The sequence below is a fragment of the Actinokineospora sp. NBRC 105648 genome, assembly GCF_030269645.1.
Classification (GTDB): domain Bacteria; phylum Actinomycetota; class Actinomycetes; order Mycobacteriales; family Pseudonocardiaceae; genus Actinokineospora.
The window spans coordinates 16,429-30,002 of sequence record NZ_BSTR01000010.1; the positions used below are offsets into that span (position 1 = coordinate 16,429).

At 71.8% G+C, this 13,574-nt stretch carries 14 protein-coding genes and 1 pseudogene; 10 read left to right on the top strand and 5 right to left on the bottom strand.

All coding sequences use genetic code 11. The features are described from left to right. Window positions 1-93: 93 nt before the first annotated feature. The 5 genes from QSK30_RS11955 to QSK30_RS11975 all read left to right on the top strand — a co-directional run bounded on the left by QSK30_RS11955 (window position 94) and on the right by QSK30_RS11975 (window position 3,730). Window positions 94-1,182, top strand: coding sequence for a sugar kinase (locus QSK30_RS11955; protein ID WP_502871830.1), 1,089 nt, complete (start codon window positions 94-96; stop codon window positions 1,180-1,182). Beyond that, complete coding sequence (locus QSK30_RS11960) at window positions 1,179-1,934, top strand: IclR family transcriptional regulator (RefSeq protein WP_285502269.1); 756 nt, start codon at window positions 1,179-1,181, stop codon at window positions 1,932-1,934. The genes QSK30_RS11955 and QSK30_RS11960 overlap by 4 nt, the downstream gene beginning before the upstream one ends. Before the next feature lie 8 nt (window positions 1,935-1,942). Beyond that, complete coding sequence (locus QSK30_RS11965) at window positions 1,943-2,320, top strand: RidA family protein (protein WP_285502271.1); 378 nt, start codon at window positions 1,943-1,945, stop codon at window positions 2,318-2,320. A 61-nt stretch (window positions 2,321-2,381) separates the two neighbouring features. Next, the gene (locus QSK30_RS11970) at window positions 2,382-3,314 is read left to right on the top strand and encodes a sporulation protein (RefSeq protein WP_285502273.1); all 933 of its coding nucleotides are present in this window, start codon (window positions 2,382-2,384) and stop codon (window positions 3,312-3,314) included. A gap of 26 nt (window positions 3,315-3,340) precedes the next feature. Beyond that, window positions 3,341-3,730, top strand: coding sequence for a pyridoxamine 5'-phosphate oxidase family protein (locus QSK30_RS11975; RefSeq protein WP_285502274.1), 390 nt, complete (start codon window positions 3,341-3,343; stop codon window positions 3,728-3,730). Between the two features lie 66 nt (window positions 3,731-3,796). On the opposite strand, the gene QSK30_RS11980 is transcribed toward QSK30_RS11975, so the two are convergent. Continuing rightward, window positions 3,797-4,573 carry a peptidase M10A gene (locus QSK30_RS11980; protein WP_285502276.1) on the bottom strand — a complete coding sequence of 259 codons (777 nt, stop codon included), beginning with the start codon at window positions 4,571-4,573 and terminating at the stop codon, window positions 3,797-3,799. 221 nt (window positions 4,574-4,794) lie between these two features. Here QSK30_RS11980 and QSK30_RS11985 point away from each other — a divergent pair, with 221 nt between their 5' ends. Beyond that, a complete protein-coding gene (locus tag QSK30_RS11985) occupies window positions 4,795-5,514 on the top strand; it encodes a response regulator transcription factor (protein WP_285502277.1) in 720 nt (239 codons plus the stop codon). Between the two features lie 12 nt (window positions 5,515-5,526). Here the strand turns inward: QSK30_RS11985 and QSK30_RS11990 are convergent, their stop codons facing one another. Both QSK30_RS11990 and QSK30_RS11995 read right to left on the bottom strand, forming a co-directional pair. Next, a complete protein-coding gene (locus tag QSK30_RS11990) occupies window positions 5,527-6,330 on the bottom strand; it encodes a peptidase M10A (protein WP_285502279.1) in 804 nt (267 codons plus the stop codon). Between the two features lie 229 nt (window positions 6,331-6,559). Beyond that, window positions 6,560-8,395: a DNA/RNA non-specific endonuclease gene (locus QSK30_RS11995; protein ID WP_285502281.1), complete on the bottom strand. Its 1,836-nt coding sequence runs from the start codon at window positions 8,393-8,395 to the stop codon at window positions 6,560-6,562. Between the two features lie 385 nt (window positions 8,396-8,780). Here QSK30_RS11995 and QSK30_RS12000 point away from each other — a divergent pair, with 385 nt between their 5' ends. The 4 genes from QSK30_RS12000 to QSK30_RS12015 are packed head-to-tail and all read left to right on the top strand — an operon-like array spanning window position 8,781 to window position 12,686. After that, a complete protein-coding gene (locus QSK30_RS12000) occupies window positions 8,781-11,246 on the top strand; it encodes a nitrate- and nitrite sensing domain-containing protein (RefSeq protein ID WP_285502283.1) in 2,466 nt (821 codons plus the stop codon). A gap of 31 nt (window positions 11,247-11,277) precedes the next feature. Then, entirely contained in the window at window positions 11,278-11,712 is a 435-nt protein-coding gene (locus QSK30_RS12005) for a roadblock/LC7 domain-containing protein (protein ID WP_285502285.1), read from the top strand. A 22-nt stretch (window positions 11,713-11,734) separates the two neighbouring features. Further along, window positions 11,735-12,109: a DUF742 domain-containing protein gene (locus QSK30_RS12010; protein WP_285502287.1), complete on the top strand. Its 375-nt coding sequence runs from the start codon at window positions 11,735-11,737 to the stop codon at window positions 12,107-12,109. Next, window positions 12,090-12,686 (top strand): GTP-binding protein, encoded by a 597-nt coding sequence (locus tag QSK30_RS12015; RefSeq protein ID WP_285502288.1) that lies wholly within the window; start codon window positions 12,090-12,092, stop codon window positions 12,684-12,686. The genes QSK30_RS12010 and QSK30_RS12015 overlap by 20 nt, the downstream gene beginning before the upstream one ends. A 284-nt stretch (window positions 12,687-12,970) precedes the next feature. Here QSK30_RS12015 and QSK30_RS36845 read toward each other — a convergent pair. Continuing rightward, window positions 12,971-13,087: pseudogene (locus tag QSK30_RS36845) on the bottom strand (Imm1 family immunity protein); the annotation flags it as partial. A gap of 93 nt (window positions 13,088-13,180) precedes the next feature. Beyond that, the gene (locus tag QSK30_RS12020; protein ID WP_285502290.1) at window positions 13,181-13,408 is read right to left on the bottom strand and encodes a hypothetical protein; all 228 of its coding nucleotides are present in this window, start codon (window positions 13,406-13,408) and stop codon (window positions 13,181-13,183) included. Window positions 13,409-13,574: the final 166 nt, after the last annotated feature.

Below are 13,574 nucleotides of genomic sequence, written 5' to 3' on the forward strand. Positions count from 1 at the left end.
GCTGTTGCGTTCTCTGCAACGACGAGTGCGTCAGGTGATACGCAGTGTGTAGCATCTCGCGAGTGCCGGTCAACGGCACCCGGGGCCGGGAGGATGGGTGCGGTGGAGCGAGTCGAGGTGGTCGCCGCCGGTCTGGACGTGCTGTGCCTCGGCGAGTCCATGGCGCTGTTCGTGCCCGGCGAGGACGGGCCCGCCGACCGGGTGCGCACCTGGACCCGCACGGTGGGCGGCGCCGAGTCCAACGTGGCCTGCACCCTCGCGCGCCTGGGCGTGCGCGCGGGCTGGGTGAGCGCGGTCGGCGACGACCCGTTCGGCCGGGCCGTGGTGGCCGCGGTCGCCGAGGCGGGCGTGGACGTCTCCGGCGTGCGCGTGGACCCGCGCAGGCCGACCGGCCTCTACGTCAAGGAGAGCAACGCCGCGGGCAGCCCGGTCCGCTACTACCGCACCGGCTCGGCCGCCTCCGCGATGGGCCCGGCCGTGCTCGACCGGGTGGACCTCGACGGCGTGTGCTTCGTCCACGTCAGCGGCATCACCGCCGCCCTGTCCCCGGACTGCCTCGCGCTGCTGTTCGCGCTGCTCGACCTGCCCCGCGCCACCCACCAGGTGTCCTTCGACCTGAACTGGCGGCCCGCGCTGTGGACCGGCGCCGACCCGGGCGTGCTGCGCGAGCTCGCCGCGCGCGCCGACGTGGTGCTGGTCGGCTCGGACGAGGCCGAGGCCGTGTGGGGCACCGGCGCGCCCGCCGACATCCGCGCGCTGCTGCCCGGTCCCGCCACCGTGGTGGTCAAGCAGGGCGAGCTCGGCGCCACGCTCCTCGAGCGCGACCCGCTCACCGGCCGCGACCGCCCCGAGGTGTTCGAGCCCGCGCTGCGGGTGGACGTCGTCGAGCCGGTGGGCGCGGGCGACGCGTTCGCCGCCGGTTTCCTCGCCGCGACGCTGGCGGGCGCGTCCGCCTCGCGCAGGCTGCGGGCCGGTCACCTGCAGGCCGCTACCGTGCTGTGCACACACCATGACGTGGCGGTGCCCCTGCCCCGGGACCTGGTCGCCGACCTGCTCGACGCCGACCCGGCGGCCTGGGCCGCCACGCACCTGACCGCACGAGGGGTGCACCGCGAGATGACCAGCCAGGAACCGGGCACCACCCGGGAGTCGGGCCACCCGGAGATGAGCGCCCGGGAATGAGCCAGAGCCTCGACCGCGCGCTGACGCTGCTCGACGCGCTCGCCGAGGGTCCGCGCACCCTCGACCAGCTCGCCGAGTCCGCGGGCGTGCACAAGACCACCGTGCTGCGCCTGATGCGCACCCTGGAGTCGCACCGCTTCGTCCAGCGCGACGACGCCCGGCACTACCGGCTGGGCACCGCGCTGTTCGACCTGGCCAACCGCTCGCTCGACGGCCGCGACGTGCGGCGCAGCGCCGAGCCCGCGCTGCGCGAGCTCAACGACCTGACCGGGCACACCGTGCACCTGGCCAGCTACGAGGGCGGCGAGGTCGTCTACATCGACAAGTACGAGAGCCGCCACCACGTGCGGATGTACTCCCGGATCGGCAAGCGCGCCGCGCTGCACTGCACCGCGGTGGCCAAGGTGCTGGTCGCCGACTTCGCCGAGCCGCGCCGCCGGGAGATCGCCGAGTCGATCGACTACGTGCCGATGACCGCGAACACGATCACCAGCGCCCCGGCCTACCTGGCCGAGCTGGCCGCGGTGGCCGAGCGCGGCTACGCGCTGGACAACTCCGAGCACGAGGACTTCATCCACTGCGTGGCCGCCCCGGTGCGCGGCCAGCGCGGCGAGGTGCTGGCCGCGGTCTCGGTGTCGGTGCCCAAGGTCCTGCTCGACTACGACGGGCTGATCGCGCTCGTGCCCGACCTGCTCCGCACGGCCCGCAAGGCGTCGCTGGCGTGCGGCTGGAACCCCGACCGAGAGGACTGAGAAGAACCATGCCGAGGACCGCTCTCACCCCGCCCGGCAAGCCGCCCGCCGTGCCGCTGTCGCCGGGGGTGCGCAAGGGCAACATCGTGCAGGTGTCCGGTCAGGTCGCCTTCCACCCGGAGACCGGCGAGGTCGTCGGCGCCACGGTGGCCGAGCAGACCGAGCAGGTGCTGCGCAACGTCCTCGCGGTGCTGGCCGAGGCCGGTGCCACCGAGGCGGACGTGGTGATGTTCCGGGTGTTCCTGACCGACGTCGCGCACTTCGGCGAGATGAACGAGGTCTACGCGCGCTTCCTCAGCGACCCGCTGCCCGCCCGTACCACGGTCTACGTCGGGTTGCCGCCGGGACTGCTGGTGGAGATCGACGCTTTGGCCGTGCTTGACTGAACCCCGGGCCTGCCCGGCGCGTCCGAGAGGGCGGGAATCACCAGGCGAGGAAAGGTTCACGATGGTCTTCAAGAAGGTGCTGCGGGCGTTCGGGGTCGGCGGCCCCACGGTCGACACGGTGTTGTCCGACTCCCGCGTGCACCCCGGTGGTGTGCTGCGCGGCGAGGTGCGGATGACCGGCGGCGACGCCGACTCCGACATCGACTACGTCGCGCTGTCGCTGGTGACCCGGGTCGAGCGCGGTGACGACGGGGTGGCCCCGGTCGAGTTCGACCGCGCGGTCGTCGCGGGCCGGTTCGCCCTCCCCGCGGGGCAGCCGCGGTCGATCCCGTTCGAGCTGCCGGTGCCGTGGGAGACCCCGGTGACCGAGGTGTTCGGCAACCACCTGCACGGCATGGCGCTGGGCCTGCGCACCGAGCTCGCGGTCGCCAAGGCCGTCGACAAGGGCGACCTGGACCCGCTGCACGTCGTGCCGCTGCCGTCGCAGGCCGCGGTGCTCGGCGCGTTCGGCGAGCTGGGCTTCCGGTTCAAGTCCGCTGACCTGGAGGCGGGCCGGATCCACGGCGTGCACCAGCAGCTCCCGTTCTTCCAGGAGATCGAGTTCTACCCGCCGCCGCACCTGGCCCGCGGCATCAGCCAGGTCGAGCTGACCTTCGTCACCGACCCCGAGGGCTTCGCGGTCGTGCTCGAGGCCGACCGCAAGTCCGGGTTCTTCCGCGAGGGCGGCGACGTGTTCGGCCGCTTCCACTCCAGCCACCACGACGCCGAGCGCACCGACTGGCGCCAGGTCGTCGAGCAGTGGCTGGGCCAGGCGGCGGGCAGGCACCCGCAGCAGCACTTCGGCGGGCACGGTGACCACGGCTACGGCGGCGGCCACCACGGCCCCGGGGTCGGCGGCGTGGTCGCGGGCGCGGCGGCGGGCATCGTCGGCGGCATGGTGCTCGGCGAGGTGTTCGACGGGATCGGCGACTTCTTCGGCGGCGACGACGACTGACCCACCCGGTGGCGTAGCGTGGCCGGGTGTCGACAGATCGCGAGCCCAGTGCCGAGTTCCTGGAGTTCTGGCGGGAACGCCACCTGTGCACCCTGACCACGCTGCGCCCCGACGGCAGCCCGCACGTCGTGCCGGTGGGGGTCACCTACGACCTCGACCGCGGCGTCGCCCGGGTGATCACCTTCCGCACCTCGCGCAAGGTGCGCCACGTGCGGGCCACCGGCCGGGCCGTGGTGTGCCAGGTGGACGGTGGCCGGTGGAGCACGCTGGAGGGCGCGGCCACCGTGGTCGAGGAGCCCGACCGGGTCCGCGACGCCGAGCGCCGCTACGCCGAGCGCTACCGCGAGCCGCGGCCGAACCCGGAGCGGGTGGTCATCGAGATCGCCGTCGACCGGGTACTGGGCAGCGTGCGCTGATCTGAGCCCGACGCCGTGATCTGGACGAGGGGCCCCGCCGCGGCGGGGCCCCTCGTCGCGTCCGCCCTACTTGCCCGCCAGCGACTTGAGCCCGGCGTAGTCACCCGCGCCGAGCAGCCTGCGCGAGGTGTCGCACGGCGCGCTGGCCGGGGTCATGGTCTGCGCGGCGTTCTTGGTCTGGTCGACGTGCGCCAGGCCCGCGGTGTGCAGTCGCTCGTGCGCCATCGTGGTCTCCAGGTCGTAGAGCTGGCCGGCGCAGTTGTCCGGCTTGGTGGTGAACCAGGTGTAGGCCACGTTGTCGATCAGCATGTCCGAGGCGATCACCACGTTCTTCGAGTTGAAGTACGTGCAGGTGTAGGCCAGCACCTTCGGCGGCAGCGCGCCCCAGCCCGAGACGCTCTTGCCGTCGTTGCCCGTGCAGGTCAGGTCGGCCGAGACCTGCGGCTTGACCGTCGAGGTGCCGCCGTACTTGTAGACGGTGGTGAAGTTCGCGGCCAGCCCGCAGCGGTTGACGCCCTTGGCGACGGTGTCGCCCGCGGTGGTGATCGCCGCCAGCGCGGTGTCCTTGACCGCGGCCGGGGCGCCCTCGGGGTTGTAGAGCCAGGTCCAGGTGCCGCTGACCTTCCAGGTCTTCACCGCGTAGGTGGCGTCGGTGCACGCGGTGTCGACGGGCTGCGCGGCGAGCGCGGCCAGGTGCGCCTCGGGGATCTCGCTGATGGTCAGACCGTGCCCGACCACCCGCACTTGGTCCTGCTCGGGAGCGGGCGCGGGTTGCCCACCGGCGACGACGGCGGTGGCGGCGAGCGCGACGGCGGCGAGGGTGACGATCGGGCTTCGACGCATGACGTGGACCCCTTCGACTGGGTGCTGCTCCGGCTCTGCACCGTCGAATGTCGCCCGCTTCGGGAGCAACCGGGTTGTGCGGACGGTTGCGGGACGGTTGCTGTCCGTAGCCCTGTTCGGGTGACGCGCGTCATGCGGGCGCGCCCACCTGGACTTACGTTGGATCCACGGGCCCGGAGTGCGCCGGTGCGCGGCCCGTGCTCGAAGGGGGTGAGCGCGAGATGGCCACGATCCTCGCGGTCGAGGACGACGAGGACATCCAGGTCGTCTTGCGGCTGCTCTTCGACAGCGCGGGCTACGGGTTCCTGGCCACCGACGACGGCCGCACCGGGCTGCGGATGCTGCACGAGTACCGGCCCGACGTGCTGCTGCTCGACGTCGGGCTGCCCGGGATGGACGGCTGGTCGGTGCTCGAGCGGGTCCGCGACATCGCCGACCTGCCGGTCATGCTGCTCACCGGGCACGACCGGGTGGTCGACAAGGTCCGCGGCCTGCGGGCCGGGGCCGACGACTACCTGACCAAGCCGTTCTCGGCCACCGAGCTGCTGGCCAGGGTGGAGGCACTGCTGCGCCGGGCGGGCGCGGGCGACCTCGGTGACGTGGGCGAGGTCTTCGACGACGGGGTCGTGCGGATCGACCACCGCACCCGGCTGGTCACCGCGGCCGGGCGGGAGGTGGAGCTGACCGCCACCGAGTTCCGCCTGCTCAACGTGCTCGTGCGGGACGCGGGGGCGGTGCTGACGCTGAGCCACCTGCTGGCCGCGGTCTGGGACGACCCGACCGGGATCGCCCCGGACCGGGTCAAGTTCGCCGTCCTGCGGCTGCGCCGCAAGCTGGGCTGGGCGGGCGACGGCTCGCCGCTGGTGGCCGTGCGCGGGGTCGGCTACCGGTACCGACAGGCCCAGGGGACGCCGGTCCGGCGTCCCCTGAGTTCGAGCTGATCGCGGTGGCGGCTACTTCCTGGCGGCCAGCGCCTTGAGGCCCGCGTAGTCACCGGCGCCGAGCAGCCTGCGCGAGGTGTCGCAGGGCGCGCTGGCCGGGGTCATGACCTGCGCGGCGTTGGCGGTCTGGTCGACGTGGCCCAGGCCCGCGGTGTGCAGCCGCTCGTGGGTCATCGTGGTCTGCAGGTCGTACTGCGCGCCGGTGCAGGTGGCGGGCTTGGTGGTGAACCAGGTGTAGGCGACGTTGTCGATCAGCACGTCGGAGGCGGTGACCACGCCCTTGGAGTTGTAGTAGGTGCAGGTGTAGGCGAGCACCTTCGCGGGCAGCGCGCCCCAGCCGGTGACGCTCTTGCCGTCGTTGCCTGTGCAGCTCAGGTCGGTGCCGATCTGCGGCTTGGCGGTGGCGGTACCCGCGTACTTGAAGACGGTGGCGAGGTTCGCGGGCAGGCCGCAGCGGTTCGCGCCCGTGCTGACGGTGTCGCCCGCCGAGGTGATCGTGGCCAGTGCGGTGTTCGCGACCGCGGCCGGGGCGCCGGTGCCGTTGTAGTACCAGGTCCAGGTGCCGGTGACCCGCCAGGCCTTGGCCACGTAGGTGGTGTCGGTGCACGCGGTGTCGGTCGTCGCGGTGGCCGCCGAGGTGGTGTTGGCGGTGGACTCGGAGCCGCCGAGCAGGTCGTCGACGGTGAGCGCGGTGGCGACCACGAACTCCTGGTCCGCGGCGGCGGCGGTGCTGGTGGAGGAGACCTGCTGCGCCGCCACGGTGACGGCCGCGGCGGTGAGAGCGAGGGCGGCGAGTGCGGTGAGCTGGCGGCGCATGATCAGTTCCCCTTTTGCTGGTCTGCCTTGCTTGCTGAGACCAAGACTCCGGGGCGACGGGAGCGGCGCGGGTACGCGGTCGGTTGTGTTTCGGGTGCGCTCTGGACGGTCCACTGGGGATGCGCGCGCGTAGGGGTCCAGGGCATCGGCGCGACTGCGCGGTCGAGATGTGCCTCGGCTAGGCGCGTCGGCGGTCCCGTTGTCGCACAACGGTTCGCGCGGTCGGGCGCTAGTTCCAGACGATGTCGGCGAGGTCGGCCAGCGGGGCGCGCGGACCCGCGGTCTCGGGCACCGGGGGAGCGGTGTCGGCGGCGCGCAGCGGGTCGGGGAAGCGCAGTGCGGCGCGCTCCTCCAGTTCGGTGACCGCGACCTGGTAGACCCGGAACTCGTCGAGGTCGAGGGTCTCCAGGTGGTCGAGGTTCTGGGTCAGCACGAACGCGCTCGCCTTGAGCTCGCCGCCCTGCCGCGAGGCGATCACCTTCCAGAACTCGCGCGGGATCCGCACGCCGCGGTAGCGCCGGTCGTCGTCGTGGAACAGCGGGCCGCCGAAGACGCTGATCCGCAGGTCGTCGACCTCGCAGTCGGCGTAGACCGCGTCCTCCAGCCGCCCCCACAGCCCGTGCCGCAGGCTCTGGTTGAAGTCGTCCATCTGCGGGGTGATGTTGGTGAAGAAGAAGGAGTCCCGGTTCGCCCGCTCCGCCTCGGCGCGCGGTCCCCAGAGCAGGTCGGCCCGCCGGGCCAGGTGGCCGCGGTCGAGCCGGTTGCCCTTGTACAGCTCGTCCCCGGCCTGGGCGGAGGCGGGCAGGCGGGTGTCCTTGACGAACGGGATGCCGGTGCGGTCGAGCTTGAGCAGACCGCCGCCGTCGACGTTCCAGGCCACCCAGAACGCGAACTTGCGCGGCACGCTGAGCGCCAGCGAGAAGTGCGTGTAGTCGATCCGGGTGGAGCCGTCGAACAGGCACGCGTCGCCGCTCACCTGCGGGTCCAGCTCCGGTACCGGCAGGTCCAGGCCCAGGAAGCCGTCGTCGTAGCCCGCGCTGGCCGCGGGCGCGGACTCCGGCCGCAGCAGGGTGACCTCGAGCTTGTCGAACACCGAGCGCGGCAGGCAGGCGAGCGCGTGCTCGTCGGGGTCGGCGCCGCCCTCACCGGCGAAGTGCAGCCCGGCCAGCACCTTGGCGGTCCGGCCGTTGGCCGACTTGAACAGCCACGCCGAACCGGAGTCGCCGCCCTGGCTGATCTCCCCGCCCGGGGCCTCGTGCGCCGGGTCCGGCCCGATCTCGAAGCAGCCGATCTGCCGGGTGCCCTCGGCGCCGCCGTAGTCGATCTTGACGATGGTGTCGACCCGGCGCACCACGCCGTGCGTGACGCCGCTGGTGCGGCCCGACTTGACCACCTTGTCGCCCAGCTCGGGCTCGCCGATCTCCGCCGGCGCGACGTCGAGGCCCAGCACCGAGGCGTCCACGCCGCGACCCACGACCCCCGCGATCGCGGCGTCGCCCGCGATGCCCAGGTGCGAGCGCACCAGCGGACCGAGCCCGGTCCGGTCGGTGCGGTTGTCGTCGTGGCTGCCCGGCTGCACCACGGTGTCGCCGAGCGCGCCGTCCGGCCCGTGCAGCACGTGCCAGTTGCTCAGCACGTACGGGGTGCCGTCGGCGCGGTCGTAGACGATGGCGCCGACCGTGCCGCAGCTGATCTTGGGGTGCCCCACGCTCACCCCGGGGCGCACCGGGTCCACCCTGGTCTTGCGCTCGTCGACCTCGGCCTCGGCGACCACCCGGAAGTCCGGCCGGTAGGACCGCTCCAGCACGTCGGTCGGGACCTCGACGCCCGCCACGGTGACGCTCTCCGGCAGCGGTTCGGTGCCCAGCGCCTCCAGCGCCTCCGGCTCGGCCTTGGTGCCGACGGTGAACTGCACCGCGACCTCGTCGGTGCGCTTGCCGCCGCGCACCTTGTGGCCGACGCCGACGGAGGTGACGTTGGGGTCGGCCAGGTAGCCCGAGCCTCGGGTGCGGATGAACTCACGCAGCGCGGCGACGAGATCGGGATCGGTGGTGCTGGCGGCCATGGCGGATCCTTCGGCGGCGCGGTGGGGTGACTCGACCCTGGCTGTGGTCACGGATGGTTGACAAGAGTTCACGATCGGGGGACGGAGAAGACAGCCCGAATGGGCGAAAACCCGGTGACGGTCGGGTACTCGGCGGGCGAACACGAGGAGTGTTCGCGCAGCCCCGGGGCGTCATCCGGCCCTCGGCGAGTGGTTACCCACCGGTCATCCCAGGACACGGACCGGTCACTTCCTCGTATGAGTGAACCGGTACGCTCCGCTCTTGCGTAACGCGCGTGATCGCTGGCGCTGAGTAAGATTGATCTTGTAACGATCGGGTCGGTCACTCGCCGGGGCGATTACCCATTCAGGGACATGAGTGGCAGCCGACAACTCGTGGAGAGCTGTGAAGCGGAACAGCGGGTCGCCCGCCAAGTCGACGACGACGATCCGGTCCCGCCTCACCGGCGTGGTGGTCGTGCCCAGCGTCATCCTGCTGGTGATGTGGGCGGTCTTCTCCTCCTACACCGTCTTCGACGGCATCTACCTCAAGGCCGTGACCAGCGGTGTCAAGGACGCCTCCATCCCGGCGGTCGACACCTTCGCCGCGCTGCAGCGCGAGCGGCAGCTGACCATGACCGCGCTCAGCGCGGTCAACCCGGACACCCTCGCGCTCAAGACCCAGCAGCAAACCACCGACAAGGCCGTGCAGGACCTGCGGGTCGCCCTCGACGCGCTCGCCGCCAACGCCCCCGCCGAGGTCAACGCCCGGGTCCAGACCCTCAACCAGGTGCTCACGCCGCTGCCGCAGCGCCGCGCCCAGGTCGAGGCGGGCCGCGCGGACAAGAACGAGATCTACCAGTACTACAACAGCGTCCTCGACGCCGGTCAGGCCCTGTTCGACACCCAGGCCCGGATCGTGCCCGACCCGGTCGTCGTGCAGGCCGGCCTCACCGCCACCGACATCTTCCGCGCCGCCGACCGCATGTCGCGCGCGTCCTCGCTGGCCTCGGCCGCGATCGCGGCGGGTACCTTCACCGCCGACCAGCACGTCGAGTTCGCCAACCACGTCGGCGCCTACCGCTCGATCCTGCTCACCGCCACCGGCGTGGCCACCGACGAGGTCAAGGCGCACTACCAGCGGTTGACCACCTCCGAGTCGTGGCTGCGGCTCACCTCCTCGGAGAACGCGCTGATCGGCTTCTCGCCGCGGGTGCAGGAGGCGGCCCAGGCGGGCAGCAGGCGCGCCGAGCCGGTGGCGATGCCGGTGAACCTGCCGGAGTGGGAGGCGGTCAGCACCAGCGCCTCCGAGGAGATGATCAAGCTCGCGGTCGAGCAGGCCAACGGCGGCGTCGAGCTCGGCCTGCAGCGCGCCGACGACAAGTTCTTCGAGGTGATCATCGGCAGCCTGATCGCGCTGCTGGCCGTGGTCACCGGCATCGTGCTGGCCGTGCGCATCTCGCGCAGGCTGGTCAACAAGGCCCTGGTCACCCGGCTCGACCAGCTCAAGAACGACTCGCTGCAGCTGGCCCACGAGCGGCTGCCCAGCATCGTCGACCGGCTGCGCCAGGGCGAGCGGGTCGACGTCGGCGCCGAGGTCCCGCCGCTGGACTACGGCACCGACGAGATCGGGCAGGTGGCCGACGCGTTCAACGCCGCGCAGTACACCGCCATCGCCGCGGCGGTGAAGGAGAGCCAGGCCCGCGAGGGCGTCAACCGGGTCTTCCTCGGCATCGCCCACCGCCACCAGGGCCTGGTGCACCGCCAGCTCAAGATCCTGGACAAGATGGAGCGCGAGGAGGAGAACCCCGAGCACCTCGACGCCCTCTTCCAGCTCGACCACCTCGCCACCCGCGCCCGCCGCAACGCCGAGAACCTGATCATCCTGGCGGGCGAGCAGCCCGGCAGGCAGTGGCGCAAGCCGGTGCGGCTGCTCGACATCCTGCGCGCCGCGGTCGCCGAGACCGAGCAGTACGTCCGGGTCCGGGTGCGCCAGGTGCCCGACGTGGCGCTCAACGGCGTCGCGGTCGCCGACACCATCCACCTGGTCGCCGAGCTGGTCGACAACGCCGCCTCGTTCTCCCCGCCGCGCTCGCAGGTCGAGGTCTACACCAGCCAGGTCTCCGGCGGCGTGGTCGTCGAGATCGAGGACCACGGCCTCGGCATGACCGCCGAGGACCGCGAGCAGGCCAACCAGATGCTGGCGCACCCGCCGGAGTTCGACGCGATGGCCCTGCGCGGCGAGTCCCGCCTCGGCCTGTTCGTCGTCGCCCGGCTGGCCGCGCGCCGGGCGATCCGGGTGGAGCTGCGCGAGTCGCCCTACGGCGGCACCGTCGCGCTGGTGTTCATCCCGTCGGACATCGTCGCCGAGACGGTGGAGTTCGTCCCGGAGTCCGACACGCCCAACCCGCGGCCGCGCAAGCCGGTGGAGCGCGGTCCGGCCACGCTGACCGACACCGCGGGCGCGGTGGCGACCGTCGACCCGCCCTACCGCGGCGGGATCGACAAGTTCTGGTCCGACGCCGTGGGCGAGGACGCGGGGCCCGGCACCGCCGACCCCGACGCCGCCCTGTGGCCGCTGACCGACGAGGAGGCGCCGCAGCCCGCACGCGGCCAGGCGCCCCCGGTCGAGAACGGAGTTGGGGACTCGCACACGCAGAACGGGCACCCGGGGGAGCGGCCCCTGCTGCCACGCAGACGACGTCAGCAGAACCTGGCCCCGCAGCTGCGGGAGGAGCCGTTGCTGCCGGACTGGGAGACCGAGCCGGGGCCGGACAACGAGCAGACCGCGGAGCGGGTCCGCGACACCATGTCGGCGTTCCAGCGGGGAACGCGCGACGCTCGCCAGGCGGACGGGCCGGGCGATCAGTAGTGGGTGGGACAACGGGGAAGGACAGCCCAAGGTGAACGACAAGATCGGACAGGACCACCAGCTGAACTGGCTTTTGGACGACCTGGTCCGCAGGGTGGTGGGCATCCGCCACTCGGTCGTGCTCTCCGCGGACGGCCTGCTGCTGGGCCGGTCGGCCGAGCTGTCCAAGGACGACTCCGAGCACCTGTCGGCGATGGCCTCGGCGTTCCAGAGCCTGGCCAGGGGGACCGGCCGCCAGTTCGGCGGCGGCCAGGTGCGCCAGACGATCGTGGAGATGGACCACGCGTTCCTCTTCGTCACCGCGGCGGGCCGGGGCGCGTGCCTGGCCGTGCTCGGCGAGGAGGACGCGGACGTGGGCATGATCGCCTACGAGATGAACATGCTGGTCAAGCGGGTCGGCGCGCACCTGGCCTCGGCACCGCGCGGCGGCGCCCCGGTCGCCGTGCCCGGACGCCGACCGTCGTGACCGCGGCCCAGGCGGTGCGCGGATGATGTCGGGGGACCAGGACTGGTGGTTCGACGAGGCCGCCGGTCCGCTCGTCCGGCCGTACGCGATGACCCGCGGCCGGACCCGGCCCAACGCGCCCAACCTGAACCTGGTGACCCAGGTCCGGGTGTCCCGGTCGCCGTCGGACCCCTCGTCGCTGACCCCGGAGCACCTGCAGATCATCGAGCTCTGCACGGTCCCGCTGTCGGTGGCCGAGGTGGCGGCCTACCTCAACGTGCCGCTGGTGGTGGTCAAGGTCCTGCTCAGCGACCTGATCGAGCGCGGCGACATCCTGGCGGGCGCGCTGTTCCAGACCACGGAGATCACCGACACGAAGCTCCTACAGGCGGTACTCGATGGCATTCGGAGGATCTGAACAGGTGAGCGACACGCTGGTGATCCCCACCTCGATCAAGATCGTGGTGGCGGGCGGCTTCGGCGTCGGCAAGACCACCATGGTCAACTCGGTGAGCGAGATCCCGCCGCTGCGCACCGAGGAGGTGCTGACCGAGGCGAGCGTCGGCGTGGACGACATGCGCGGGATCGAGAGCAAGGAGACCACCACCGTCGCCCTGGACTTCGGGCGGATCACGATCAACCCGCAGGTGGTGCTCTACCTGTTCGGCACCCCGGGGCAGAACCGGTTCTGGTTCATGTGGGACGAGCTCGCCCACGGCGCCCTGGGCGCGATCGTCCTGGTCGACACCCGCCGACTCGACTCCAGCTTCCCCTCCATCGACTTCTTCGAGCGCCGCGACATCCCGTTCATCATCGCGGTGAACGGCTTCGAGGGGGCGTGGGAGCACACGACGGAGGAGGTGCGCCAAGCCCTCGACATCGACGCCTCGGTCCCGGTGATCAACTGCGACGCGCGGCAGCGGGAGTCGGCCAAGGACGTGCTGGTGGAGCTGGTCCAGTACACAATGGACCAACTACAACGGGCGCCCGCTTAGGGTTTGGCCCGCGCTCGCTCGCGTTGCGCCCGCCTGGTCCGCGCCTGGTTTGGTCGGGGTGCTCGTTGGGTGGTGTGTCTTTGCGCGGGGCCCCTAGGGGCGATCGTCGTGGGAAAAGCGGGCGGGAAAGGGCATCCCACGACCACAGCGAGTTTACGATCGCCCCTCCCCCCACCCAAAGACACACCACCCAATCGAGCAGGTGGGCTGTGCGGGTGGGGGATGGTTGCGGGTGGGGTGGCCGTTGGCGTGGTCTGGTTGGTAGTGCACGTTTCCGGCAGCGGCTAGTCATGCACTGCTTCCCGCCGCTGGAGGCAGGTTGGTTCGTCCTGTGTGGACAGAAACTCGGCGAGAGCGGCGCACACGGTTTCGGCCGGGACCTCCGCACCAGGAGGGAGTGTCGTGTCGTTCGAGCCCGCGAGTTAGCAGGTGAGCCAATCCGCGTTGTGCGCGATTGCCGTCATCTGCGTCGGAAATCGGTGCGGAGATCGGTCCTAGGTCGTGCGGGTCTCGGCGGCGCGGGCGGCTCGGGCCTCGGTGAGAGCCGTGTTGGCCGTGGCGATGAAGTTGACCAGGCTCTTCTCGTCGAAGGTGAACTCGAAGGCGCGCCCGTCGTAGCCGTAGCGGAAGTCGATCTGCTCGTCGTGCGGGTGGGTGCTGTAGGTCAGATCCACGTTGTCGCGGATGGTGACCCAGGCGTCCATCTTGAATGGGGTGGTCATGGGGGCCTCTCGTCGCACGGGTATTGCCGTGCTCGACAGTAGAGACCTCGCGGGCGCCGAGGTTGCACAACTGTTGCACAACGTGATGGGATGAACGCTGGAAGTGAGCGCGCTGGAGGGTTCCGCTCGACCCGGCCTGGCCGCCGCCCTAGGCTGGTCGCACCAT